The organism is Inquilinus sp. CA228, from assembly GCF_052078665.1.
Taxonomy (GTDB): domain Bacteria; phylum Pseudomonadota; class Alphaproteobacteria; order DSM-16000; family Inquilinaceae; genus Inquilinus.
In genome coordinates this window covers 19,425-41,076 of record NZ_JBQJIK010000045.1, presented here as the reverse complement: position 1 = coordinate 41,076, position 21,652 = coordinate 19,425, and the positions used below count along the sequence as shown (strand labels likewise).

Below are 21,652 nucleotides of genomic sequence, written 5' to 3'. Positions count from 1 at the left end.
CTTGACAATGGGGCCCGACGGCGGCGGGCGAAGGGGCACGGGTGCAGATGGCAACCAAGACAGCTGCGGCAGCGGATTCGGCCGAGACGCGCGAGGACAGCGCGGACGGCGCCTCGATGGACGTGACCGTCCAGGCGGTGAAGAAGCTGATCGCCAAGGGCAAGGAGCGCGGCTACGTCACCATCGACGAGCTGAACGCCGCCCTGCCGCCGGACCTGACCTCGTCCGAGCAGATCGAGGACGTGACCTCGAACCTGTCCGAGATGGGCATCAACGTCGTCGAGAACGAGGAGTCGGACGACACCGCGGCGGCCACCGGCGATGCCGATGGCGAGGGCCGCAATGCCGGCAACCTCGACGACGACGATGTCGGCCGCACCGACGACCCCGTGCGCATGTATCTGCGCGAGATGGGCTCGGTCGAGCTCTTGTCGCGCGAGGGCGAGATCGCCATCGCCAAGCGCATCGAGGCCGGCCGGGAGATGATGATCGGCGGCATCTGCGAAAGCCCGCTGACCATCCGCGCTATGATCGAGTGGCATTCCTCCCTGAAGGACGGGAAGATGCTGCTGCGCGACATCATCGACCTCGACGCCACCTACGGCGCCAGCCCGGAGGGCGAGGCGCTGGCCATGAGCGCAAGCGCGAGCGAGGCCGAGGAGGAGCCCGAGCCGGAAGCCGAGGGCGAGGCCGCGGCCGGCGGGGCTGGCGAGGCAGGCGATGACGACGACGGCGGCATCTCCCTCTCCGCCATGGAAGAGGCGCTGAAGCCGCAGGTGCTCGAGACCTTCGAGTCGATCGAGCAGACCTACCAGAAGATGCACAAGCTGCAGGAGCAGCGCCTGACCCATATCCAGAAGGGCGAGGCGATCTCCAAGCAGGCCGATGCCAAGTACGACAAGCTGAAGGAGGACATGGTCCGCCTGATGGACGGCGTGCACCTCAACAATGTCCGGATCGAGCAGCTGGTCGAGCAGCTCTACGCCCAGAACCGCAAGCTGATGGGGCTGGAAGGCCAGCTCATGCGCCTGGTCGTCGAGGGCGGGGTCAGCCGCGAATCCTTCCTGCAGAACTATTTTGGCCACGAGCTCGACCCGAGCTGGATCGAGCGGGTGCGCGGCCTCGACAAGAAATGGGCCAAGTTCGCCGAGAAGAACGGCACCGGGGCTCAGCGGGTGCGCGGCCAGATCAGCCAGATCTCGGACGAGGTCGGCCTGCCGATCTCGGAGTACCGCCGCATTGTCTCGACCGTGCAGAAGGGCGAGAAGGAGGCCGGGCGCGCCAAGAAGGAGATGGTCGAGGCCAATCTCCGCCTGGTGATCTCGATCGCCAAGAAGTACACCAACCGCGGGCTGCAGTTCCTGGACCTGATCCAGGAGGGCAACATCGGGCTGATGAAGGCGGTCGACAAGTTCGAGTACCGCCGCGGCTACAAGTTCTCGACCTATGCCACCTGGTGGATCCGGCAGGCGATCACCCGCTCGATCGCCGACCAGGCGCGGACCATCCGCATCCCGGTGCACATGATCGAGACGATCAACAAGCTGGTTCGCACCAGCCGGCAGATGCTGCACGAGATCGGCCGCGAGCCGACCCCGGAGGAGCTGGCCGAGCGCCTGCTGATGCCGCTGGAGAAGGTGCGCAAGGTCCTCAAAATTGCCAAGGAGCCGATCAGCCTCGAGACGCCGATCGGCGACGAGGAGGACAGCCATCTCGGCGACTTCATCGAGGACAAGAACGCGGTCCAGCCGCTCGACGCCGCGATCCAGGCCAATCTGCGCGAGACCACCACGCGCGTCCTGGCCTCGCTGACGCCGCGCGAGGAGCGGGTGCTGCGCATGCGCTTCGGCATCGGCATGAACACCGACCACACCCTCGAGGAGGTCGGCCAGCAGTTCTCGGTGACGCGCGAGCGCATCCGCCAGATCGAGGCGAAGGCGCTGCGCAAGCTGAAGCACCCGAGCCGCAGCCGCAAGCTGCGCAGCTTCCTCGATACCTGAGCGAACGCGAGTTCCGGCTATGAACGGGCAGTCTTCGGGCTGCCCGTTTTCGTTTGGGCCTGGCACTGAGCGGACATTGCTGTCTTTCAAACTGCCATACTAGGATCGCAGCGGGATTCGAAAGGTTGTGTCCGGCATCGATCGGCGCTACCGCAGGGAAGACAAGATCAGGGAGAGGGCGCCGTCGATGCTTTGTGATCATTCCGGCCGCAAGGGGCGCGGCGCATGACCCAATCCTCGCGGCGGCTCGGGACGGCTGCCCTGGCCGGGCTGCCGGCATCAGTGGCGCGGCCGGGCTATGACCGCGATGCGGTCGCCACCGGCATCGTCCATCTCGGCATCGGCGCCTTCCACCGCGCCCATCAGGCGGTCTGCACCGACGACGTGCTGGCGGCCGGCGATCGGCGCTGGGGCATCCTCGGCGCCAGCCTGCGCAGCCCGGACACGCGCGACGCGCTGGTGCCGCAGGACGGGCTCTACACCCTGTCGGTGCGCGACAGCGACGGCGAGGCGCTGCGCGTCATCGGCGCCGTCCGCGACGTGCTGGTGGCGCCGGAATCGCCCGCCGCGCTGCTCGACGCGCTGTGCCGGCCCTCGGTTGCCATCGCCAGCCTGACCGTGACCGAGAAGGGTTACTGCCACGACCCGGCCACCGGCCGGCTGGACGAGAGCCATCCCGACATCGTCCACGACCTGGCCCATCCCGAGGCGCCGCGGTCGGCCATCGGCATCCTGGCCCGGGCGATCGCCCGCCGCCGGGTAGAGGGGCTGGCGCCCTTCACCCCGCTGTGCTGCGACAACCTGCCGGCCAATGGCCGCACCCTGCATCGCATCCTGTCGCGCTTCGCCGCGCTGGTCTCGCCCGATCTCGGCGCCTATGTCGAGGGCGAGATCGCCTGCCCCGAGACCATGGTCGACCGGATCGTGCCGGCCACCACCGACGAGGATCGCGGCCGGATCGCCACAGCACTCGGGGTCGAGGATGCCTGGCCGATCGTCACCGAGCCCTTCCTGCAATGGGTGATCGAGGACCGCTTCCTGTCCGGCCGCCCGGCCTGGGAGGCGGCGGGGGCGACGCTGGTGTCGGAGGTCGCGCCCTATGAGACGATGAAGCTGCGGCTGCTCAACGGCAGCCACTCCTCGCTGGCCTATCTCGGCTACCTCTCCGGCTGCGAGACGGTTGCCTCCGCGATGGCGGAGCCGGGCATCGCCGCCTTCGTCGAGGCGCTGATGGCCGATTCCACCCCGACCCTGACCCTGCCGCCCGGCGCCGATGTCGCGGGCTACAGGCGCTCGCTGATCGACCGCTTCCGCAACACGGCGCTGAAGCACCGCACTTGGCAGATCGCCATGGACGGGACGCAGAAGCTGCCGCAGCGGCTGCTCGGCACCGTGCGCGACCGGCTGGCGCGCGGCCTGCCGGTCGACCGCCATGCCCTCGGCGTCGCCGCCTGGATGCGCTACGTGGCCGGCACCGACGAGGCCGGCAAGCCGATCGACGTCCGCGACCCGCTGGCCGCCGACCTCGCCGCGATCGCGCGCAGGGCTGGGCCGGTGGCGGAGCACCTGGCGCCGGCGCTGCTCGGCGTCCGCGCCGTGTTCGGCGACGACTTGGCCGAACACCCGCAGTTCCGCGCCACGGTGACGCGCGCCCTCGACGCCCTGTACCGCCACGGCGCCAAGGCGACGGCCGCGTCCTATGCTCGCCTGGAGGGCTGAGATCCGGGCGTGACGTCTTCCGCGGGGCGCCATGCCTCGCGGGGATGCTTTACCGGAAGGTAAAATTTTTCGGCTGGAATGTCGATTCCCGGCCGGCCCGTTCGTCTTCAGCATGAGAGCCGGCGCTCCGGGGCGGGATGGTCCCCTCCGGAAGCGATCCGGCGCCATGCGGAAGAGGCCCCTATGTTGCAGCCGCGGACGGACAATTCCTATCGCTGGGTCATCATCGGTGTCGGCGCGCTCATGACCTGCGTCGGCATCGGCGCGATGTTCTCGCTGGCGATCTTCCTGCAGCCGATGGCGGCCGACACCGGCTGGAGCCGGGCCGGCATCTCCAGCGCCATGACCCTCAACTTCCTGGTCATGGGCGCCGCCGGCTTCGCCTGGGGCGCAATCAGCGACCGCATCGGCGCCCGGATCGTGGTGCTCAGCGGCGCGGCGCTGCTGGGGCTGGCGCTGGTCCTGGCCAGCCAGGCCACCACGCTCGCTTCGTTCCAGCTGATCTACGGCACGCTGGTCGGGCTGGCGGCCGGGGCCTTCTTCGCGCCGATGGTGGCCGCCGCCACCGCCTGGTTCGACACCCATCGCGCTTTGGCCGTGTCGCTGGTGTCGGCGGGCATCGGCGTGGCGCCGATGACCGTCTCGCCCTTCGCCGCCTGGCTGGTGGCGGCCTATGACTGGCGGACGGCGATGCTGGTCATCGGCATCGCCGCGTGGGTCCTGCTGCTGCCGGCCGGGCTGCTGGTGCGTCGGCCACCGGTCGCGGCTGGCGGCGCCGAGGCCCCGGCGCCGTCCGGCGAAATCGGCGACATGTCGGCGGGCAGCGCCTTCCGCACGCCGCAATTCGCGGTCCTGGCGGCGACCTTCTTCCTGTGCTGCGCCGCCCATTCCGGGCCGATCTTCCACATGGTCAGCTATGCCATCACCTGCGGCGTCGCGCCGCTGGCCGCCGTCACCATCTACAGTGTCGAGGGGCTGGCCGGCCTCGGCGGGCGCCTGCTGCTCGGCGTCCTGGCCGACCGCCTCGGCGTCAAGCGCGTGCTGGTGGCAGGGCTGCTGGTGCAGGCGGTCGTCATCGGCGCCTATCTGTTCGTCGCCAATCTCGGCGAGTTCTACCTGCTGGCCGTGATCTTCGGCACCGCCTATGGCGGCGTGATGCCGCTCTACGCCGTGCTGGCGCGCGAGTATTTCGGCCAGGCCGCGATGGGCACCGTGTTCGGTGCAGTGACCATGGCCTCCAGCATCGGCATGGCGCTGGGGCCGCTGGCCGGCGGCTGGGTGTTCGACACCTTCAGCGTCTACAACTGGCTGTTCATCGGGTCGTTCGGCATCGGGCTCGCGGCCGTCGTCATCGCGCTGGCCTTCCCGCCCTTGCCGTCACGGCAGAGCCGGCAGTTGCAGCCGGCGTGAGTGCCCGGCGCGCCGTCCCCGTCCTGCCGCGGGGACGGCGCAGCCGTCTTCAGGCCGCCGCCCGGTCGCGCGGGCCGATCGGGCGGTCGCCCTTTACCGTGGTGCGGTACAGGGTGCGGGCCAGATGCGGCGGGCAGCCGGTGGCCAGGTGGATGGTGGCGCGGTTGTCCCAGAACACCAGGTCGTGCGCCTGCCAGCGGTGCCGGTACTGGAACTGCGGCTGGGTCATGTGCGCGAACAGGCGGCGCAGCAACGCGTCGCTCTGCGGCCGCTCCAGCTCGACGATATGGGTGGTGAAGCCCTCGTTGACGAACAGCGCCTTGCGGCCGGTGGCCGGATGCACCCGCACCACCGGATGGGTCACCGGCGGCACCGACTTCGCCTGGTCCGCGGTCAGACCCGGCCGCAGCGAGCTCTTGGCCTGCTGCGCCACGTTGCGGGCGGTGTAGTCGTGCACGGCCGTGAGGGTCTCGATCTGCGTCTTGATCGCATCGTCCAGCGCGTCATAGGCGGCGGCCATGCTGACGAACAGGGTGTCGCCCTCGACCGGCGGCAGGGTCTGGGCATGCAGCAGCGACCCCAGGCTCGGCTCCGCCTTGTAGGACAGGTCGGAATGCCAGTAGCGGCCGGCATCGGCCAGGCCCAGCGGCGTGCCGTCCTCCCGCGTTTCGTTCGAGACGATCAGGATCTCCGGGTGCCCGGCCAGGTGGAAATGGTGCTGCACATGGATCTCCAGCTCGCCGAAGCGGCGGCTGAAATCGATGTGCTGCTGCGGCGTGAAGCGCTGGTCGCGGAACACCACGACCGAATTGGCCTCGAACAGCGACTTGACCCGGGCGAAGGTGGCGTCGTCCGGCGGGGCGGCGAGGTCGAGCCCGGAGATCTCGAGGCCCAGCAGCTCGGACAAAGGACGGGTGGTGAAGGACATGGCGGCGTTTCCGTTTCCGTCGATCAGGGGTTCTGCGTGCCCCAGCGCTCGACGGTGAGCCGGGACAGGGTGCGGAACAAGAGGCTTTCGACCAGCAGGCCGATCAGGATGATGGTCAGCAGGCCGGCGAAGACGTTGGCCGTCTCCAGCTGGTTGCGGTTGACGTAGATGAACCAGCCGAGCCCGCCGGAGCGGGAGGAGACGCCGAACACCAGCTCGGCGGCGATCAGGGTGCGCCAGGCGAAGGCCCAGCCGATCTTGAGCCCGGCCAGGATCGCCGGGAAGGCGGCCGGCACCAGGATGCGGACGACATAGGCGGCGCCGCCGAGTCCGAGATTCTGCCCGACCATGGCCAGCGGCCGCGGCACGGCGCGGAAGCCGGAATGGGCGGCCAGCGCCAGCGGCCACAGCACCGAATGGACGATCACGAACAGCAGGCTGGGCGTGCCCAGGCCGAACCACAGAAGGGCGATCGGCAACAGCGCGATCGCCGGCAGCGGGTTGAACATCGCGGTCAGGGTCGACAGCAGCTCGGCGCCGAGGCGGCTGGCGGTGGCCAGCCCGGCCAGGATCGCCGCGGCGACCACGCCGATGGCGTAGCCCGCCACCAGCACCTGCAGCGAGGCCAGGGTGCGCAGCGGCAGCTCGCCGCTGGCCACGCCCTGGCCGAAGGCGGCAAGGGTGGTCAGGAAGCCGGGCAGCAGCAGCGGGCTGCCGACGATCCGCGCCGTGATCTCCCACACCGCCGCCAGCGCCGCCAGGATCAGCAGCCGGCGCCAGGGCCCGGTGCCGATCCATCGCCGCGCGGGCGCCTCGGCCTTGGCCGGTCGCAGCGGCGACCCGGCCTGCAGCAGGCCCTGATAGTCAACCATCGGCCGTCTCCGAGTAGCCGATCTGGTCGGCGATCAGCCCGCCGATCCGGGCCTCCAGCGCGGCGAAGGCCGGGTCGCCCCGGTCGGGTCCGCGGCCGCCCGGCAGGTCGATCACGGCGCGGATCCGGCCGGGATGCGCGGTCATCACCACGATCCGGCTGCCGACCACGATCGCCTCGTCGATCGCATGGGTGACGAACAGGGTGGTAACGCCGGTCTCCTCGCACAGCGCCAGCAACTCCTCCTGCATCCGGCGCCGGGTCATGGCGTCCAGCGCGGCGAAGGGCTCGTCCATCAGCAGCACCTCGGGCCGCAGCGCCAAAGCGCGGGCGATGGCGACGCGCTGCTTCATCCCGCCCGACAGCGTGTTCGGATACTGGTCGGCCACCCGCGCCAGGCCGACGCGCTGCAGCATGTCGTCGGCGGTCGCCTCCGCCTCGGCCCGGCGGGTGCGCCTGGCCCAGGACAGGGCCGCGACCAGGTTGCGCCGCACCGTCAGCCAGGGCAGCAGCTGCTCGAAATCCTGCAGCACCATCATCCGGTCGGGTCCGGGGCGCGACACCGGCCGCCCGTCCAGCAGCACCCGGCCGGACGCGGGCGGCAGGAAGCCGCCGATGCTCTTCAGCAGGCTCGATTTGCCGCAGCCGGACGGGCCCAGCAGCACCAGCCGCTCGCCGCGGCGGATGTCCAGGCTGACATCCTCGACCGCGGTCACGGTCCGGCCGTCGACGGCATAGGACAGGGTGACGCCCTCCACCCGCAGCGCCGGTGCCGCAGCCAGTTCGGGAACCAGGGCGAGGGCAGGGGCCGCCATCTCAACTGCCCTGCCGGTCGTGCAGCGGCGGGAAGAACAGGTCGCGCCAATCCGATGTGGTGGTCTTGATCTGGCCGATGCGGTGTTGGAATTCGACGAATTTCAGGATGTTTTCGGGCGCCACGGTGTAGCGCGTGTCCGCGGCGGTGATCAGCGCCTCGACGAAGGGCTCCGGCAGCTTCGACGATTCGGCCGCGATGTACAGCTTCGCTGCCTCGGCCGGGTGGGCCTGGATGAACTGGTCGGCGCGGTCCAGCGCGGTGACGATCGCCGCCACGGTCTTCGGGTTCTCGGCATAGAAGGCGCCGGTGGCGTAGATCACGTTGAAGGTGTGCGGTCCGCCCAGCACGTCGAAGCTGCTCAGCACCCGGTGGATCTTCGGGTCCTGCAGCTGCTGGTTCTGGAACGGCGGGGCGCCGAAATTGGCGGTGACCTCGGAGCCGCCGGAGAGAAGGGCCGCAGTTGCGTCCGGATGCGCCATGCTGACGGTCAGGTCGTCCAGCTTCGTCGCCTGGTCCTCGCCGAAGGCCTGGGCCGCCGCCATCTGCAGCAGCACCGCCTGGAACCCGACCTTCACCGCCGGCAGCGCGATCCGGTCCTGGTCGGTGAAGTCGGCCAGCGTCTTCACCTGCGGGTTGCTGGTGGTCAGGTAGATCGGCATCGAGCCCAGCGCGGCGATGCCCTTGACGTCGATCGACCCGCGGGTCTTGGCCCACAGCGTGATCGCCGGCGGCGCCCCGGCCGCGGCCACGTCCAGGCTGCCGGACAGCAGCGCCTCGTTCATCGCCGCGCCGCCGCTGACCTGGATCCACTCGATCTCCGGCGCCGGCAGCCCGGCCTCGGCGACCGCGGCCTCGATCAGCTTCTGCTGCTTGGCCACGATCATCGGCAGGTAGGAGATGCCGAATTGCTGCGCGATCCGCAGCGTCTCGGTCTCGGCCTGCGCCGTTGGGGCGGCCAAAGCGAGCAGCGTCGCGGCGGCGGCGAGGAGGGAAAGGCTGGGGCGCATGGTGGCGGTCTCTGGCTGGGCGGCAATAGGACGAAGATTTGGGGGAAAGCTGGAAATATCAATCCAATTAGTTTGTGTTATATGTTATATATCAAAATTATTATGTGATTTATCCCTCATCCGACCCGGCTATGGACTTCCGTCCCGAGTCTGAACCGATACCGTCCGACTCTGTAACGAGGCTGTAAATCCGACAATAGAACCGTCGAAATCGCCTGCCGACGACACGGTGGGTTCTTCGGATGCAGGGAAACGGTCTCCGTCCGTTCCCAAATATCTCTTGAGAAGAGGCGAGTCGAGGCGCATCATTATTTGTGCGGTGCCGATGATTCGGCGAGTCGGTTGCCTTTGCGCCGCACCGCCCGACGGCGCTCCATCGATCGGAAGGAGATCTGATGGACATCGTGACCTTGATCATCCAGCTCGTGGCAGGTGCGGTCGGCGGCAATGTGGCCGGCGCCGCGCTCAAGCAATACAATCTCGGCACTCTCTGGAACTCGGTCGCCGGCATCGTCGGCGGCGGCATCGGCGGCCAGATCCTGGGGGCGATCGTCCCCAGCCTCGGCGCGGCGGCCGCCAGCGGCAGCCTCGACATCGGCTCGATCATCGGCCACATCGTCGGTGGCGGCGTCGGCGGCGGCGTCCTGATGGTCATCGTCGGCATCATCAAGCAGATGATGGGCGGCGGCCAGAAGGCCCAGTAACCGGGTCGCGGCGCCCGGACGGCCCACGCCGGGCGCCGCAACCGACTTCCCCGCGCCGGCGCCGCTTGCTAGAAGGGCGCCGGACGGGCCTGTAGTTCAGCGGTTAGAACCCGCCGCTCATAACGGTGTTGTCGCAGGTTCGAATCCTGCCGGGCCCACCACGCTTCGCCCTTACGGGCTTCGCGTGGCGCAGCCACGCCGAAACCGTTAGGGCGAAGCAGTGTCCGGCGTAGCTGGAGCGCAGCGGAAGCGAAGACGGACTGGCGCCGTGTGGTACGTCTACATCATCCGAAGCACGGCCTCTCCCGACCAGGAGTACGTTGGTGCCTCCGCTGATCTGAAACAGCGGATCGCCGATCACAACGCAGGCAAATCCACCCACACAGCCAAGTTCAAGCCCTGGGAGTTGGTCTGGTACTGCGCTTTTCCGGATAAGCTCAAAGCCCTGGCGTTTGAGAAGTACCTCAAATCGCACTCCGGCAGAGCTTTTACGAAGAAGAGGTTGGTCTGATTCGCCACGCTGGGGTCGTGTGCTGACTTAGGGAATCGAATTTCGGGCTGCCAGAAGCTGGGTGATGTGCCCCTGCTCGCCATACATCAGCTTCGATAGATCGACGCCGGAGGCCCAGGCTCCTATCCACTCTTCGAAACTGGGCGATTCCTCGAAGAACGCATCAGCCCAATCGTCGCCGTCATGTACGTTCGGATCGAAAATCTGCACCCGGAAGTTCGGATCGGAACAGTCGACACACGACAGAATGGCGCATCCCCAATGGCAGATCGGCAGGAGCCTTTCCGGCCATTCGCAAAAGGGGTCCTCTGAGGCGCCGTCTCGGAGCTGCCGGTAGATGGCAGGCCCGGTCTTGCCCGTGTCGTCCGGCACGCCGTTCGTCAGGCCGATCAGCCCATAGCCAGGTCCGAAGCCTCCGTTCCCGATTTCCGTGTAGATGCGCTTCAGCAGCGGCGGAAACGAGAAGCCGAGCTGTCTTTCGTCATCGGCAATATCGTTCGGGTCGGCTGGTTGCAACCGCGCTGGCGAGAACCCGTCGAGATCAGTGATTTTCGTCGCAATCCGGCGCCGGATTGCGACGATGGTGAGATCGTCCATCATCTGGCCCCCTTTGGCCCAGCTTATCCTGCTTGCGGATGATCCCCGCGTCGACTCTGCCTGGAGAATGGACGCGGTGGTCAGCAGGATCGGCGGTGCCCGCAGCGATCGCCTTCGCATCCTCCAGCCCCGCCATGATCTTGTCGAAGGCCTTCCGGGCCATGATCTCCTCCGTCAACTCCCCCTTGCCGCCTCGTACAGCGCAATCGCAGCCGCGTTGGAGACGTTCAGGCTGCCGATCGGGCCCTGGGTCGAGAGCCGGGCCAGGACGTCGCAGGTCTCGCGCGTCAGGTGGCGCAGGCCCTCGCCCTCGGCCCCCAGCACCAGCGCCACCCGATCGCCCTGCATCGCCTCGGCCAGGGTCGCCTCGCCCTCCTCGGCCAGGCCGATCCGGCGGAAGCCCCATTCGCCGAGCGATTCGAGGGCCCGGGCCAGGTTCTTCACCCGGGTCAGCGGCACGTGCTCGACTGCGCCCGACGCCGCCTTGGCCAGCACGCCGGTGACCTCGGGCGTGTTGCGGTCGGTGACGATCACGGCCAGCGCCCCGAAGGCCGCGGCGGAGCGCAGGATGGCGCCGATATTGTGCGGGTCGGTCACCTGGTCCAGCACCACCACCACGCTACGCTTCTGCGTGGTTTCGCGCAGCTCCGCCTCGCGGCCGAGATCGTCGATGTCCGGCGCGTCCAGCGGCTTGACCTCGAGCGCGATGCCCTGGTGCACGGCCCCCTTGAGGAAACGGTCCATCAGGGCGCGGTCGACGATCTCCGGCGCCGGGCGGTCGATGCCGGCCTCGGCCGCCTGCGCCAGGGCGTCGGACAGATTCGCCAGCCCGGCCTCGGTGCATTGCACCCGGGTGATCTCCCGCTCCGGATTCAGGATCGCGGCGACGGCGGCGTGGACGCCGTAGAGGTAGCGGTCGGGCTCGCGCGCCGGCGGCCGTCCGTCGGGGGCACGGCCGCCGGGGCCGCGCTGATCCGGGCGCTGGCCCTGGTGGGGCCCCTGGTGCGGGGTGGGTCGCGGCGCGTGGGACGGGGCGGCGCGGGGCGGGCGGTTCTGGGGTGTGCGGGTCATCGCCGTCCTGTGCGCTGTGAGGCGGGCGGGGTCAAGATTACGATTTTCGCATCACGCATGCTTGACTTCCGCGCCGGGATGTCGATATTCCGCCCCGCCATTCGCCGAGCCGTGCGGCGAAGCCCTTTGGAGGGGTGGCCGAGTGGTTAAAGGCAGCAGACTGTAAATCTGCCCGCATAGCGTACGCTGGTTCGAATCCAGCCCCCTCCACCAAGGCCCGCTTGGCTTCGATGTCACGGTCGAGGACATGGCGCGTCCCGGACTTCCGGGCGGGTGTAGCTCAATGGTAGAGCAGCAGCCTTCCAAGCTGAATACGAGGGTTCGATTCCCTTCACCCGCTCCATCCGGGACACACAGGTCCCAACCGCGAACGAATTAGGGTTTCGAGAGAATGGCGAAGGCGAAGTTTGAGCGGACGAAGCCGCACTGCAACATCGGCACGATCGGTCACGTGGACCATGGCAAGACGTCGCTGACGGCGGCGATCACGAAGGTGTTGGCGGAGTCGGGCGGGGCGACGTACACGGCGTACGACCAGATCGACAAGGCGCCGGAAGAGAAGGCGCGCGGGATCACGATCTCGACGGCGCATGTGGAATACGAGACGAAGAACCGCCACTACGCGCATGTGGATTGCCCGGGCCACGCCGACTACGTGAAGAACATGATCACGGGCGCGGCGCAGATGGACGGGGCGATCCTGGTGGTGTCGGCGGCGGACGGCCCGATGCCGCAGACCCGTGAGCACATCCTGCTGGCGCGCCAGGTCGGCGTTCCGGCGCTGGTGGTGTTCCTGAACAAGGTCGACATGGTCGACGATCCGGAGCTGCTGGAGCTGGTCGAGCTCGAGGTCCGCGAGCTGCTGTCGAGCTACGACTTCCCTGGCGACGACATTCCGATCATCCCGGGCTCGGCGCTGGTGGCGCTGGAGGACGGCGACAAGAAGCTGGGCCACGACGCGATCCTGGAGCTGATGGCGAAGGTGGACGCGTACATCCCGCAGCCGGAGCGTCCGAAGGACAAGCCGTTCCTGATGCCGATCGAGGACGTGTTCTCGATCTCGGGCCGCGGCACGGTGGTGACGGGCCGGATCGAGCGCGGCATCGTGAAGGTCGGTGAGGAAATCGAGATCGTCGGCCTGAAGCCGACGGTGAAGACGACCTGCACCGGCGTCGAGATGTTCCGCAAGCTGTTGGACCAGGGCGAGGCGGGCGACAATGTCGGCGCGCTGCTGCGCGGCACCAAGCGCGAGGAGGTCGAGCGCGGCCAGGTTCTGGCGAAGCCGGGCTCGATCACGCCGCACACCGAGTTCAAGGCCGAGGCGTACATCCTGACGAAGGAAGAGGGCGGCCGTCACACGCCGTTCTTCACCAACTACCGTCCGCAGTTCTACTTCCGGACGACGGATGTGACCGGGGTGGTGGAGCTGCCGGAAGGCACTGAGATGGTGATGCCGGGCGACAACATCTCGATGAAGGTCACGCTGATCGCGCCGATCGCCATGGATGAGGGGCTGCGCTTCGCCATCCGCGAAGGCGGCCGCACCGTCGGCGCCGGCGTCGTCGCCTCCATCATCAAGTGATGATGGCTTGAAGGATCATGGGGCGGGGGCTTCGGCTCCCGGCTCGTGAAGGACCAAGGACCGTACCTCCGTTCCCCGCCGCAAGGCGGCACGGAAAGGGCGGCCCGGGATGAGAGGGGCGACGGGCGACAAGCCTTGAGCCTCGCGCATGGCGGGCCCGATCACGAAAGCGTCACAACCGGCATTCCGGGCGTGACATTCGGGGCGGGCTCGGTTATGAAACGCGCCTCACCCGAGCCCCCTCGCGGCTTGGGTGAGTTTTTTTTTGGACTGTTCGCGACGTGGGGGCCGGAATGAGCCGGTTTTCCACCTCTCGGCAAGAACACTCGGATACAGAACGATGGACAGTCAGAACATCCGTATCCGCCTCAAGGCGTTCGATCATCGCGTGCTCGACCAGTCGACCAGCGAGATCGTCAACACCGCGAAGCGGACCGGTGCTCGGGTGCGTGGGCCGATCCCGCTGCCGACGAACATCGAGCGCTACACCGTCAACCGCTCGCCGCATGTCGACAAGAAGTCGCGCGAGCAGTTCGAGATCCGCACCCACAAGCGTCTGCTCGACATCGTCGACCCGACGCCGCAGACCGTCGATGCTTTGATGAAGCTCGACCTTGCGGCCGGTGTCGATGTCGAGATCAAGCTCTGAGGCGGTGACGATGCGCTCCGGATTGATCGCCCAGAAGCTGGGCATGACACGAATTTTCGACGCCGAAGGCCAGCACGTCCCGGTCACGGTCCTCAAGCTCGACGGCGTCCAGGTCGTCGCGGTGAAGACCGAGGAGACCGACGGCTACACCGCGGTGCAGCTCGGTGCCGGCAAGGCCAAGGTCAAGAACGTCTCCAAGGCGGTTCGCGGCCACTACGCCAAGGCCGAGGTCGAGCCGAAGAAGAAGCTGGTCGAGTTCCGTGTCAGCACCGACGCGCTGCTGACCGTCGGTGACGAGCTGACCGCCGACCATTTCGTGGCCGGCCAGATCGTCGACGTCACCGGCACCTCGATCGGCAAGGGCTTCGCCGGCGTCATGAAGCGCTGGAACTTCGCTGGCCTGCGCGCCTCGCACGGCGTGTCCGTCTCGCACCGGTCGCATGGTTCGACCGGCCAGCGGCAGGACCCCGGCAAGGTGTTCAAGAACAAGAAGATGGCCGGCCATCTCGGTGCCGAGCGGGTGACGGTGCAGAACCTCACCGTCGTCACCACCGATGTCGAGCGCGGCCTGATCATGGTCAAGGGTGCGGTCCCGGGCGCCGAGGGCGGCTGGGTGCTGATCCGCGACGCGGCCAAGCGGCCGGCGCCGAAGGACGTCCCGTTCCCGGGTGCGGTCCGCAAGGCTGCCGCCGAGACGGCTGCTGTCGAGGCCGGAGCCGTTGAGGCTTCTGGGGCCGACAACGCCGGCCAGGAGGGCTAAGCGATGAAGATCGCCGTCAAGACGTTCGACAACACCAGCGCCGGTGAGATCGATCTCGACGATTCCGTGTTCGGTCTCGAGGTCCGCACCGATCTGCTCGCCCGCATGGTGAACTGGCAGCTGGCCAAGCGCCGCTCCGGCAACCACAAGACCAAGGGCATCAGCGAGATCAGCGGCACGACCAAGAAGCCCTACAAGCAGAAGGGCACGGGTCACGCCCGCCAGGGCTCGACGCGGTCGCCGCAGTTCCGCGGCGGCGCCCGGATCTTCGGGCCGGTCGTCCGCAGCCATGCGCACGACCTGCCGAAGAAGGTCCGCAAGCTGGCCCTGCGCCACGCGCTGTCCTCCAAGGCGGCCGACGGCAAGCTGGTCGTGGTCGATGCGGTCGTGGCCGACAGCCACAAGACCAAGGGCCTCGCCGCCAAGCTGACTGCGCTGGGTCTCGACTCCGCGCTGATCCTGGCCGGCGAGCAGATCGACACGAACTTCGCCCTCGCCGCGCGGAACCTGCCGTCCATCGACGTTCTGCCCAGCCAGGGCGCCAACGTCTACGACATCCTGCGCCGTGACACCCTCGTGTTGTCGCGCCAGGCGGTCGAGCAGCTCGAGGCCCGCCTGAAATGATCCGCTCTCGCAAGAAGAAGGCCGAGGCCAACGTCACCCCGCGGATGTACGACATCATCCGTGCGCCGGTGATCACCGAGAAGGCGACGCTCGCCGCCGGCCACAACCAGGTCGTGTTCAAGGTGCCGCTCGACGCCACCAAGCCCGAGATCCGCGGCGCGGTCGAGGGTGTGTTCGGTGTCAAGGTCACCGCGGTGAACACGCTGATCGTCAAGGGCAAGACCAAGCGCTTCCGGGGTGTCCCGGGCAAGCGTTCGGATGTGAAGAAGGCCGTCGTGACGCTCGCCGAAGGGCAGCAGATCGACGTGACCACGGGGGTTTGATCCGATGGCCTTGAAGACATTCAATCCCATCACCCCAGGCCTGCGCCAGCTGGTCCAGGTGGATCGCTCGGGCCTGTGGAAGGGCAAGCCGGTCAAGACGCTGACCGAGGGCCTGACCAAGAAGGGTGGCCGCAACAACACCGGCCGCATCACCGCCTTCCACCAGGGCGGCGGGCACAAGCGCACCTACCGGATCATCGACTTCAAGCGCCGCAAGCTTGGCGTCGTCGGCACGGTGGAGCGGCTGGAGTACGATCCGAACCGGACCGCCTTCATCGCCCTCGTCACCTATGAGGACGGCGAGCAGGCCTACATCCTGGCGCCGCAGCGCCTGGCTGCGGGCGACAAGATCGTCTCCGGCGAGAAGGTCGACATCAAGCCCGGCAACGCCATGCCGCTGCGCAGCATGCCGGTCGGCACGATCGTCCACAATGTCGAGCTGAAGGCCGGCAAGGGCGGCCAGCTGGCGCGTTCCGCCGGCACCTACGCCCAGCTCGTCGGCCGCGACATGGGCTATGCCCAGCTGAAGCTGGCCTCGGGCGAGCTGCGCATCGTGCGCGGCGAGTGCTTCGCCACCGTCGGCGCGGTCTCGAACCCGGACCAGTCGAACATCTCGATCGGCAAGGCCGGCCGGAACCGCTGGCTCGGCAAGAAGCCGGTCACCCGCGGCGTCGCCATGAACCCGGTCGACCACCCGCATGGTGGTGGTGAAGGCCGCACCTCGGGCGGCCGTCATCCGGTCACCCCGTGGGGCAAGCCGACCAAGGGCCGCAAGACCCGCAGCAACAAGGCGACGGATAAGCTCATTATCCGCCGTCGCAAGAAGTAAGGGAGAGCGACGGTGGCACGCTCCGTTTGGAAGGGCCCGTTCGTCGACGGCTATCTGCTCAAGAAGGCAGACAAGTCGCGCTCGTCGGGCCGGAACGAGATCATCAAGATCTGGTCGCGTCGCTCGACCATCCTGCCGCAGTTCGTCGGCCTGACCTTCGGTGTCTACAACGGGCAGAAGTTCCTGCCGGTGGTGGTCAACGAGAACATGGTCGGCCACAAGTTCGGTGAGTTCTCGCCGACGCGGACGTACTACGGCCACGCGTCGGACAAGAAGTCGAAGAGGAAGTAAGCGATGGGACAGGAGAAGAACCCCCCTCGCCTTGCGGAGAATGAGGCGCGCGCGTTCGCGAAGACGCTGCGCACCAGCCCCCGCAAGCTGAACCTCGTCGCTCAGTCGATCCGAGGCAAGGATGCGGCCAAGGCGCTGGCCGAGCTCACTTTCTCCCGCCGTCGCATCGCCGACGACGTGAAGAAGGTGCTGCAGTCGGCGATCGCCAATGCCGAGAACAATCATCAGCTGGACGTCGATCGGCTCTACGTGGCCGAGGCCTATGTCGGGCGGCAGATCGTCATGAAGCGGTTCCATGCCCGCGCCCGCGGTCGTGCGTCCCGCATCGAGAAGCTCTGGTCGAACCTCACGGTCATCGTCCGCGAGCGGCGGGAGACGGCGTAATGGGTCAGAAAGTCAATCCGATCGGCCTGCGGGTCGGCATCAACCGGACCTGGGATTCGCGCTGGTTCGCGACCAAGGACTATGCCGGCCTGCTGCACGCCGATCTCAAGATCCGCGAGTTCCTTGAGAAGCGACTGGCCCAGGCGGGCATCAGCCGCATCGTCATCGAGCGGCCGGCGAAGAAGGCGCGCGTCACGGTCTACACCGCCCGTCCGGGCGTGGTGATCGGCAAGAAGGGCGCCGACATCGAGAAGCTCCGCCAGGAGCTGGCGAAGATGGCCGGCAGCGAGGTCAGCCTGAACATCGTCGAGATCCGCAAGCCGGAGATCGACGCCAAGCTGGTCGCCGAGAACATCGCCAGCCAGCTGGAGCGCCGCGTCGCCTTCCGCCGCGCCATGAAGCGCGCGGTGCAGAATGCGATGCGCCTGGGCGCCCAGGGCATCCGGATCAACTGCGGCGGCCGCCTCGGCGGCGCCGAGATCGCCCGCACCGAGTGGTATCGCGAGGGCCGCGTGCCCCTGCACACGCTGCGCGCCGATGTCGACTACGGCACGGCGACGGCGAAGACCACCTACGGCACCTGCGGCGTCAAGGTCTGGGTGTTCAAGGGCGAGATCCTCGCCCATGACCCGATGGCCCAGGACAAGCGGGCGGCCGAGGCGGCCGCCGGCCCGTCTTCGGCCCGGCCGGAGCGTGGCGATCGTCGTGACGACCGTCGTGGCCGCGATCGCGGTCGGGAGGGCTGAGGATCATGCTGAGTCCCAAGCGCACCAAGTACCGCAAGCAGCACAAGGGCCGGATCCACGGCGTTGCGAAGGGCGGCACCACGCTGAACTTCGGCGCCTACGGCCTGAAGGCGCAGGAGCCGGCCCGCCTGACGGCGCGGCAGATCGAGGCGGCCCGCCGCGCGATCACCCGCCACATCAAGCGTCAGGGCCGCGTCTGGATCCGGATTTTCCCGGACGTGCCGGTGTCGTCGAAGCCGGCCGAAGTCCGCATGGGTTCGGGCAAGGGCGCGCCGGAGTTCTGGGCCGCCAAGGTCAAGCCCGGCCGCGTCATGTTCGAGCTCGACGGCGTGCCCGGCGACCTGGCGAAGGAAGCCTTCGCCCTGGCCGCCGCCAAGCTGCCGATCGCCTGCAAGTTCATTGCCCGCCTTGGAGAGGAGGTCTGACCATGGATATCGAAGACGTCCGCGCCAAGACGCCGGACCAGCTGAAGGACGATCTGCTCGCGCTGAAGAAGGAGCAGTTCAACCTGCGCTTCCAGGCCGCGTCGGGCCAGCTCGAGAACACGGCGCGGGTCCGCGTCGTGCGCCGCGACATCGCGCGCATCAAGACCGTCATGGGCCAGCGCGGCAAGGATGCCGCGCTGGCCAAGTAAGAGGATTGTGAGCCATGCCGCGGCGCGTGCTCATCGGGACGGTTGTGTCCGACAAGACTGAGAAGACCGTCACGGTCCTCGTCGAACGCAACCTGATGCACCCGGTCTACAAGAAGTTCATCAAGCGGACCAAGCGGTACCTCGCCCATGACGAGGCCAACGTTTGCAAGGTCGGCGATCGCGTCTCGATCATCGAGACCCGGCCGATCAGCAAGCGGAAGTCCTGGCTCGTCCTGTCCGAGGCCGAGGCGAGCGCCATCGGCGCCTCCGCCGACCCCGCTGTTTCGGGAGCGTAAACCATGATTCAGATGCAGACGAATCTGGACGTCGCCGACAATTCAGGCGCTCGTCGGGTGATGTGCATCAAGGTGCTGGGCGGTTCCCACCGCCGGACCGCCACCGTCGGCGACGTCATCGTCGTGTCGATCAAGGAGGCGATTCCGCGGGGCCGCGTGAAGAAGGGTGACGTGCATCGCGCCGTCATCGTTCGGACCGCCAAGGAACTGCGCCGCCCGGATGGCTCGACGATCAAGTTCGACCGCAACGCGGCCGTGCTGATCAACAAGCAGGGCGAGCCGGTCGGCACCCGCATCTTCGGGCCGGTGACTCGCGAGCTGCGGGCCAAGAAGTTCATGAAGATCATCTCGCTCGCCCCCGAGGTGCTGTGATGGCTGCGAAGATCAAGAAAGGCGACCAGGTCGTCGTCCTCGCCGGCCGTGACAAGGGCAAGAAGGGCGAGGTCATCGAGGTCCGTCCGGCCGACGACCGCATCGTCGTCCGCGGCGTGAACATCGTGAAGCGCCACACCCGCCAGTCCGCGAAGACGCAGGGCGGGATCGTGGAGCAGGAGGCTGCGCTGCACGTCTCGAACGTTGCGCATGCCGACCCGAAGAGCGGCAAGCCGACCCGCGTCGGCTTCAAGACGCTCGAGGACGGCCGCAAGGTCCGGGTCGCCAAGGCCTCCGGCGAAGTGATTGATCGGTGAGGATGGCCATGGCTCGTCTCAAAACCCAATACGACAAGGTCATCCGGCCGAAGCTGAAGCAGGACTTCGCCTATGCGAACGACCTGCAGGTGCCGCGGATCGAGAAGATCATCATCAACATGGGCGTCGGCGATGCCGTCGCCGACAGCAAGAAGATCCAGGCGGCCGTCGCCGAGCTGACCCTGATCTCCGGCCAGAAGCCGGTGGTCACCAAGGCCCGGAAGTCGATCGCGGTCTACAAGCTGCGCGAAGGCATGTCGATCGGCACCAAGGTGACGCTGCGCAGCGATCGGATGTACGAATTCCTCGATCGCCTGGTGAACATCGCCCTGCCGCGGGTCCGCGATTTCCGCGGCCTGTCGGCGAAGTCCTTCGACGGCCGGGGCAACTACGCCCTCGGCATCAAGGAGCAGATCGTGTTCCCCGAGATCGACTACGACAAGATCGAGACGGTGCGGGGAATGGACATCGTTATCGTGACGAGCGCGAAGACCGACGAGGAGGCGCGTGCGCTTCTCAAGGCCTTCGACTTCCCGTTCGTCAGCTGAACGAGCAAGGATAGATCATGGCCAAGAAGAGCTCGGTCGAGAAGAACAAGCGTCGCGAGAAGCTGGCGAAGGCATTTGCCGGCCGCCGCGAGCGCCTGAAGACGATCGCCAACGACCAAAGCCTGCCGATGGAGGACCGTTTCGCTGCCCGCCTGAAGCTGGCGGAACTGCCGCGGAACTCCTCTCCGGTGCGCATCCACAACCGGTGCGAGCTGACCGGTCGCCCGAAGGCCTTCTACCGGCGCTTCAAGTTGAGCCGTATCGCGCTGCGCGAGCTGGCCTCGCGCGGGCAGATCCCCGGCATGACCAAGTCGAGCTGGTAAGGAGTACGGACCATGTCGCTAAGTGATCCGTTGGGCGATCTGCTCACCCGTATCCGCAATGGCCAGCGTGCCGGCAAGGCCGTGATCGAGACCCCGGCCTCGAAGCTGCGCACCAATGTCCTCGACGTGCTGAAGCGCGAGGGCTACATCCGCGGCTACGAGACCCATGAGGTCAGCACCGGCATCTCGGCCACCAAGGTCGAGCTGAAATATGCCGAGGGCCAGCCGGCGATCCGCCGCATCGACCGCGTGTCGAAGCCGGGCCGCCGTGTCTATTCGGGCATCAAGGACCTGCCGAAGGTGTATAACGGGCTGGGCATCTCCATCCTGTCGACGCCGCGCGGCGTGATGTCGGACGTCGAGGCCCGCGCCGCCAATGTCGGCGGCGAGATCCTCGCCCGCGTGTTCTGAGGAGACCGGCGATGTCACGAATCGGCAAACACGCGGTCAAGGTTCCGGCTGGGGTTGACGCTTCGGTGTCGGGCCAGGCCGTCTCGGTCAAGGGCAAGCTCGGTCAGCTCAAGCTCGCGGTCAACGACGAGATCAAGGTCTCGATGGAAGACGGCGCGATCAAGGTCGAGCCGAAGAGCCAGTCGCGCCTGGCGCAGACCATGTGGGCCACCAGCCGCACCCTGATCAACAACATGGTCGTGGGCGTCAGCACGGGCTTCACCACCAACCTCGAGATCAACGGCGTCGGTTACCGCGCCGCGGTCCAGGGCAAGGAGCTGGTGCTGACCCTTGGCTACAGCCACGAGGTGCGCTATCCGATCCCCGAGGGGATCACGATCAAGTGCGAGAAGCCGACCTCGATCGCGATCACCGGCTTCGACAAGCAGCGCGTTGGCCAGGTCGCCGCGGAGATCCGCGGGTACCGGAAGCCTGAACCCTTCAAGGGCAAGGGCATCAAGTACGAGACCGAGACCCTCCTGCGCAAAGAAGGCAAGAAGAAGTAAGGACGGCCGGGATGACCACCAAGACCAACGAGTTGCGCGAGCGCCGCAAGGAACGTCTCCGCCACAAGCTGAGCCAGGCCCGCTATGGCCGGGTCCGCCTGTCCGTGTTCCGCTCTTCGAAGCAGATCTATGCCCAGGTCATCGACGACCAGGCCGGCAAGACCCTTGCCGCCGCCTCGTCGATCGAGAAGGACCTGCGCGGGTCGCTGAAGACCGGCGCCACCATCGAGGCCGCGGCCGCGGTCGGCAAGCTCCTGGCGGAGCGGGCCAAGGCGGCCGGGGTCGAGAAGGTCGTGTTCGATCGTGGACACTACCTGTATCACGGCCGGGTCAAGGCCCTAGCCGATGCCGCCCGTGAGGGCGGCCTGGACTTCTGAGGAGCA

The 21,652-nt window shown here is 67.5% G+C and carries 31 protein-coding genes and 3 tRNA genes; 27 read left to right on the top strand and 7 right to left on the bottom strand.

Annotation, left to right across the window (positions count from 1 at the left end; genetic code table 11):
• The first annotated feature begins 47 nt into the window (after window positions 1–47).
• From rpoD to ACTOWL_RS22070, 3 genes are all read left to right on the top strand, one after another.
• The gene (gene rpoD, locus ACTOWL_RS22080; RefSeq protein ID WP_441323425.1) at window positions 48–2,000 is read left to right on the top strand and encodes an RNA polymerase sigma factor RpoD; all 1,953 of its coding nucleotides are present in this window, start codon (window positions 48–50) and stop codon (window positions 1,998–2,000) included.
• 225 nt (window positions 2,001–2,225) lie between these two features.
• Window positions 2,226–3,719 (top strand): mannitol dehydrogenase family protein, encoded by a 1,494-nt coding sequence (locus tag ACTOWL_RS22075; RefSeq protein WP_441323424.1) that lies wholly within the window; start codon window positions 2,226–2,228, stop codon window positions 3,717–3,719.
• 183 nt (window positions 3,720–3,902) lie between these two features.
• Window positions 3,903–5,129: an MFS transporter gene (locus tag ACTOWL_RS22070; RefSeq protein WP_441323423.1), complete on the top strand. Its 1,227-nt coding sequence runs from the start codon at window positions 3,903–3,905 to the stop codon at window positions 5,127–5,129.
• 49 nt (window positions 5,130–5,178) lie between these two features.
• On the opposite strand, the gene ACTOWL_RS22065 is transcribed toward ACTOWL_RS22070, so the two are convergent.
• The 4 genes from ACTOWL_RS22065 to ACTOWL_RS22050 are packed head-to-tail and all read right to left on the bottom strand — an operon-like array spanning window position 5,179 to window position 8,752.
• Window positions 5,179–6,057, bottom strand: coding sequence for a TauD/TfdA dioxygenase family protein (locus ACTOWL_RS22065; protein WP_441323422.1), 879 nt, complete (start codon window positions 6,055–6,057; stop codon window positions 5,179–5,181).
• Between the two features lie 23 nt (window positions 6,058–6,080).
• Window positions 6,081–6,929: an ABC transporter permease gene (locus tag ACTOWL_RS22060; protein ID WP_441323421.1), complete on the bottom strand. Its 849-nt coding sequence runs from the start codon at window positions 6,927–6,929 to the stop codon at window positions 6,081–6,083.
• The gene (locus ACTOWL_RS22055) at window positions 6,922–7,743 is read right to left on the bottom strand and encodes an ABC transporter ATP-binding protein (protein WP_441323420.1); all 822 of its coding nucleotides are present in this window, start codon (window positions 7,741–7,743) and stop codon (window positions 6,922–6,924) included. Before ACTOWL_RS22055 ends, ACTOWL_RS22060 begins: the two co-directional genes overlap by 8 nt.
• Window position 7,744: 1 nt before the next feature.
• Window positions 7,745–8,752, bottom strand: coding sequence for an ABC transporter substrate-binding protein (locus ACTOWL_RS22050; RefSeq protein WP_441323419.1), 1,008 nt, complete (start codon window positions 8,750–8,752; stop codon window positions 7,745–7,747).
• Between the two features lie 395 nt (window positions 8,753–9,147).
• Here ACTOWL_RS22050 and ACTOWL_RS22045 point away from each other — a divergent pair, with 395 nt between their 5' ends.
• The 3 genes from ACTOWL_RS22045 (at window position 9,148) to ACTOWL_RS22035 (ending at window position 9,967) form a co-directional block, all read left to right on the top strand.
• Window positions 9,148–9,456: a hypothetical protein gene (locus tag ACTOWL_RS22045; RefSeq protein WP_441323418.1), complete on the top strand. Its 309-nt coding sequence runs from the start codon at window positions 9,148–9,150 to the stop codon at window positions 9,454–9,456.
• 85 nt (window positions 9,457–9,541) lie between these two features.
• Window positions 9,542–9,617: transfer RNA gene (locus tag ACTOWL_RS22040), tRNA-Ile, on the top strand.
• Window positions 9,618–9,724: 107 nt separating this feature from the next.
• Window positions 9,725–9,967: a GIY-YIG nuclease family protein gene (locus ACTOWL_RS22035; protein WP_441323417.1), complete on the top strand. Its 243-nt coding sequence runs from the start codon at window positions 9,725–9,727 to the stop codon at window positions 9,965–9,967.
• A gap of 27 nt (window positions 9,968–9,994) precedes the next feature.
• On the opposite strand, the gene ACTOWL_RS22030 is transcribed toward ACTOWL_RS22035, so the two are convergent.
• Genes ACTOWL_RS22030 through rlmB form a run of 3 tightly spaced genes read right to left on the bottom strand, consistent with a single transcriptional unit; the run spans window position 9,995 to window position 11,635 of the window.
• A complete protein-coding gene (locus tag ACTOWL_RS22030) occupies window positions 9,995–10,564 on the bottom strand; it encodes an SMI1/KNR4 family protein (RefSeq protein ID WP_441323416.1) in 570 nt (189 codons plus the stop codon).
• A complete protein-coding gene (locus ACTOWL_RS22025; RefSeq protein ID WP_441323415.1) occupies window positions 10,509–10,727 on the bottom strand; it encodes a hypothetical protein in 219 nt (72 codons plus the stop codon). Before ACTOWL_RS22025 ends, ACTOWL_RS22030 begins: the two co-directional genes overlap by 56 nt.
• 11 nt (window positions 10,728–10,738) lie before the next feature.
• Window positions 10,739–11,635 (bottom strand): 23S rRNA (guanosine(2251)-2'-O)-methyltransferase RlmB, encoded by an 897-nt coding sequence (rlmB, locus tag ACTOWL_RS22020; protein ID WP_441323414.1) that lies wholly within the window; start codon window positions 11,633–11,635, stop codon window positions 10,739–10,741.
• Window positions 11,636–11,763: 128 nt separating this feature from the next.
• On the opposite strand from rlmB, the gene ACTOWL_RS22015 reads away from it, so the two are divergent.
• The 21 genes from ACTOWL_RS22015 to rplR all read left to right on the top strand — a co-directional run bounded on the left by ACTOWL_RS22015 (window position 11,764) and on the right by rplR (window position 21,646).
• A tRNA-Tyr gene (locus tag ACTOWL_RS22015) sits at window positions 11,764–11,848 on the top strand.
• Window positions 11,849–11,904: 56 nt separating this feature from the next.
• A tRNA-Gly gene (locus ACTOWL_RS22010) sits at window positions 11,905–11,978 on the top strand.
• Window positions 11,979–12,026: 48 nt separating this feature from the next.
• The gene (tuf, locus tag ACTOWL_RS22005) at window positions 12,027–13,217 is read left to right on the top strand and encodes an elongation factor Tu (protein WP_441323413.1); all 1,191 of its coding nucleotides are present in this window, start codon (window positions 12,027–12,029) and stop codon (window positions 13,215–13,217) included.
• A 340-nt stretch (window positions 13,218–13,557) separates the two neighbouring features.
• Window positions 13,558–13,866 (top strand): 30S ribosomal protein S10, encoded by a 309-nt coding sequence (gene rpsJ / locus ACTOWL_RS22000; RefSeq protein ID WP_026873858.1) that lies wholly within the window; start codon window positions 13,558–13,560, stop codon window positions 13,864–13,866.
• 10 nt (window positions 13,867–13,876) lie between these two features.
• A complete protein-coding gene (gene rplC, locus ACTOWL_RS21995; RefSeq protein WP_441323412.1) occupies window positions 13,877–14,626 on the top strand; it encodes a 50S ribosomal protein L3 in 750 nt (249 codons plus the stop codon).
• A gap of 3 nt (window positions 14,627–14,629) precedes the next feature.
• Entirely contained in the window at window positions 14,630–15,250 is a 621-nt protein-coding gene (rplD, locus tag ACTOWL_RS21990; RefSeq protein WP_441323411.1) for a 50S ribosomal protein L4, read from the top strand.
• A complete protein-coding gene (locus ACTOWL_RS21985) occupies window positions 15,247–15,573 on the top strand; it encodes a 50S ribosomal protein L23 (RefSeq protein WP_441323410.1) in 327 nt (108 codons plus the stop codon). The genes rplD and ACTOWL_RS21985 overlap by 4 nt, the downstream gene beginning before the upstream one ends.
• A gap of 4 nt (window positions 15,574–15,577) precedes the next feature.
• Window positions 15,578–16,402, top strand: coding sequence for a 50S ribosomal protein L2 (gene rplB / locus ACTOWL_RS21980; RefSeq protein ID WP_441323409.1), 825 nt, complete (start codon window positions 15,578–15,580; stop codon window positions 16,400–16,402).
• A 12-nt stretch (window positions 16,403–16,414) separates the two neighbouring features.
• Window positions 16,415–16,693 carry a 30S ribosomal protein S19 gene (gene rpsS / locus ACTOWL_RS21975; protein ID WP_342239776.1) on the top strand — a complete coding sequence of 93 codons (279 nt, stop codon included), beginning with the start codon at window positions 16,415–16,417 and terminating at the stop codon, window positions 16,691–16,693.
• Window positions 16,694–16,696: 3 nt separating this feature from the next.
• Window positions 16,697–17,077, top strand: a complete 381-nt coding sequence (rplV, locus tag ACTOWL_RS21970) for a 50S ribosomal protein L22 (RefSeq protein ID WP_342239775.1) — start codon at window positions 16,697–16,699, stop codon at window positions 17,075–17,077.
• Window positions 17,077–17,823 (top strand): 30S ribosomal protein S3, encoded by a 747-nt coding sequence (rpsC, locus tag ACTOWL_RS21965; RefSeq protein WP_395682332.1) that lies wholly within the window; start codon window positions 17,077–17,079, stop codon window positions 17,821–17,823. Before rplV ends, rpsC begins: the two co-directional genes overlap by 1 nt.
• 5 nt (window positions 17,824–17,828) lie before the next feature.
• The gene (rplP, locus tag ACTOWL_RS21960; protein WP_088152687.1) at window positions 17,829–18,248 is read left to right on the top strand and encodes a 50S ribosomal protein L16; all 420 of its coding nucleotides are present in this window, start codon (window positions 17,829–17,831) and stop codon (window positions 18,246–18,248) included.
• Window positions 18,249–18,250: 2 nt separating this feature from the next.
• On the top strand, window positions 18,251–18,457 hold the full coding sequence (gene rpmC, locus ACTOWL_RS21955) for a 50S ribosomal protein L29 (protein ID WP_309791387.1): 207 nt from the start codon (window positions 18,251–18,253) through the stop codon (window positions 18,455–18,457).
• 14 nt (window positions 18,458–18,471) lie between these two features.
• Entirely contained in the window at window positions 18,472–18,753 is a 282-nt protein-coding gene (gene rpsQ / locus ACTOWL_RS21950) for a 30S ribosomal protein S17 (RefSeq protein ID WP_441323408.1), read from the top strand.
• Window positions 18,754–18,756: 3 nt separating this feature from the next.
• Complete coding sequence (rplN, locus tag ACTOWL_RS21945) at window positions 18,757–19,125, top strand: 50S ribosomal protein L14 (RefSeq protein ID WP_026873847.1); 369 nt, start codon at window positions 18,757–18,759, stop codon at window positions 19,123–19,125.
• Window positions 19,122–19,442 carry a 50S ribosomal protein L24 gene (gene rplX, locus ACTOWL_RS21940; protein WP_441323407.1) on the top strand — a complete coding sequence of 107 codons (321 nt, stop codon included), beginning with the start codon at window positions 19,122–19,124 and terminating at the stop codon, window positions 19,440–19,442. Before rplN ends, rplX begins: the two co-directional genes overlap by 4 nt.
• 8 nt (window positions 19,443–19,450) lie before the next feature.
• Window positions 19,451–19,990, top strand: a complete 540-nt coding sequence (gene rplE / locus ACTOWL_RS21935) for a 50S ribosomal protein L5 (RefSeq protein WP_441323406.1) — start codon at window positions 19,451–19,453, stop codon at window positions 19,988–19,990.
• A gap of 17 nt (window positions 19,991–20,007) precedes the next feature.
• The gene (gene rpsN, locus ACTOWL_RS21930; RefSeq protein WP_342241624.1) at window positions 20,008–20,313 is read left to right on the top strand and encodes a 30S ribosomal protein S14; all 306 of its coding nucleotides are present in this window, start codon (window positions 20,008–20,010) and stop codon (window positions 20,311–20,313) included.
• A 12-nt stretch (window positions 20,314–20,325) separates the two neighbouring features.
• Entirely contained in the window at window positions 20,326–20,724 is a 399-nt protein-coding gene (rpsH, locus tag ACTOWL_RS21925; protein ID WP_342241625.1) for a 30S ribosomal protein S8, read from the top strand.
• Between the two features lie 11 nt (window positions 20,725–20,735).
• A complete protein-coding gene (gene rplF, locus ACTOWL_RS21920) occupies window positions 20,736–21,269 on the top strand; it encodes a 50S ribosomal protein L6 (protein ID WP_429227181.1) in 534 nt (177 codons plus the stop codon).
• Window positions 21,270–21,280: 11 nt separating this feature from the next.
• A complete protein-coding gene (gene rplR / locus ACTOWL_RS21915) occupies window positions 21,281–21,646 on the top strand; it encodes a 50S ribosomal protein L18 (protein WP_429227182.1) in 366 nt (121 codons plus the stop codon).
• Window positions 21,647–21,652 lie beyond the last annotated feature (6 nt).

Coding starts and splice junctions, on each gene's coding strand:
- rlmB (WP_441323414.1), bottom strand. CDS start 11,635: ATGACCCGCACACCCCAGAACCGCCCGCCCCGCGCCGCCCCGTCCCAC.
- rplP (WP_088152687.1), top strand. CDS start 17,829: ATGCTGAGTCCCAAGCGCACCAAGTACCGCAAGCAGCACAAGGGCCGG.
- ACTOWL_RS22045 (WP_441323418.1), top strand. CDS start 9,148: ATGGACATCGTGACCTTGATCATCCAGCTCGTGGCAGGTGCGGTCGGC.
- ACTOWL_RS21985 (WP_441323410.1), top strand. CDS start 15,247: ATGATCCGCTCTCGCAAGAAGAAGGCCGAGGCCAACGTCACCCCGCGG.
- ACTOWL_RS22060 (WP_441323421.1), bottom strand. CDS start 6,929: ATGGTTGACTATCAGGGCCTGCTGCAGGCCGGGTCGCCGCTGCGACCG.
- rplF (WP_429227181.1), top strand. CDS start 20,736: ATGTCACGAATCGGCAAACACGCGGTCAAGGTTCCGGCTGGGGTTGAC.
- ACTOWL_RS22055 (WP_441323420.1), bottom strand. CDS start 7,743: ATGGCGGCCCCTGCCCTCGCCCTGGTTCCCGAACTGGCTGCGGCACCG.
- ACTOWL_RS22030 (WP_441323416.1), bottom strand. CDS start 10,564: ATGGACGATCTCACCATCGTCGCAATCCGGCGCCGGATTGCGACGAAA.
- tuf (WP_441323413.1), top strand. CDS start 12,027: ATGGCGAAGGCGAAGTTTGAGCGGACGAAGCCGCACTGCAACATCGGC.
- rpsN (WP_342241624.1), top strand. CDS start 20,008: ATGGCCAAGAAGAGCTCGGTCGAGAAGAACAAGCGTCGCGAGAAGCTG.
- ACTOWL_RS22070 (WP_441323423.1), top strand. CDS start 3,903: ATGTTGCAGCCGCGGACGGACAATTCCTATCGCTGGGTCATCATCGGT.
- rplN (WP_026873847.1), top strand. CDS start 18,757: ATGATTCAGATGCAGACGAATCTGGACGTCGCCGACAATTCAGGCGCT.
- rplV (WP_342239775.1), top strand. CDS start 16,697: ATGGGACAGGAGAAGAACCCCCCTCGCCTTGCGGAGAATGAGGCGCGC.
- rplR (WP_429227182.1), top strand. CDS start 21,281: ATGACCACCAAGACCAACGAGTTGCGCGAGCGCCGCAAGGAACGTCTC.
- ACTOWL_RS22050 (WP_441323419.1), bottom strand. CDS start 8,752: ATGCGCCCCAGCCTTTCCCTCCTCGCCGCCGCCGCGACGCTGCTCGCT.
- ACTOWL_RS22075 (WP_441323424.1), top strand. CDS start 2,226: ATGACCCAATCCTCGCGGCGGCTCGGGACGGCTGCCCTGGCCGGGCTG.
- rpsH (WP_342241625.1), top strand. CDS start 20,326: ATGTCGCTAAGTGATCCGTTGGGCGATCTGCTCACCCGTATCCGCAAT.
- rplC (WP_441323412.1), top strand. CDS start 13,877: ATGCGCTCCGGATTGATCGCCCAGAAGCTGGGCATGACACGAATTTTC.
- rpsC (WP_395682332.1), top strand. CDS start 17,077: ATGGGTCAGAAAGTCAATCCGATCGGCCTGCGGGTCGGCATCAACCGG.
- rplD (WP_441323411.1), top strand. CDS start 14,630: ATGAAGATCGCCGTCAAGACGTTCGACAACACCAGCGCCGGTGAGATC.
- rpsQ (WP_441323408.1), top strand. CDS start 18,472: ATGCCGCGGCGCGTGCTCATCGGGACGGTTGTGTCCGACAAGACTGAG.
- ACTOWL_RS22025 (WP_441323415.1), bottom strand. CDS start 10,727: ATGGCCCGGAAGGCCTTCGACAAGATCATGGCGGGGCTGGAGGATGCG.
- rplB (WP_441323409.1), top strand. CDS start 15,578: ATGGCCTTGAAGACATTCAATCCCATCACCCCAGGCCTGCGCCAGCTG.
- rpmC (WP_309791387.1), top strand. CDS start 18,251: ATGGATATCGAAGACGTCCGCGCCAAGACGCCGGACCAGCTGAAGGAC.
- rpsJ (WP_026873858.1), top strand. CDS start 13,558: ATGGACAGTCAGAACATCCGTATCCGCCTCAAGGCGTTCGATCATCGC.
- rpoD (WP_441323425.1), top strand. CDS start 48: ATGGCAACCAAGACAGCTGCGGCAGCGGATTCGGCCGAGACGCGCGAG.
- rplE (WP_441323406.1), top strand. CDS start 19,451: ATGGCTCGTCTCAAAACCCAATACGACAAGGTCATCCGGCCGAAGCTG.
- ACTOWL_RS22065 (WP_441323422.1), bottom strand. CDS start 6,057: ATGTCCTTCACCACCCGTCCTTTGTCCGAGCTGCTGGGCCTCGAGATC.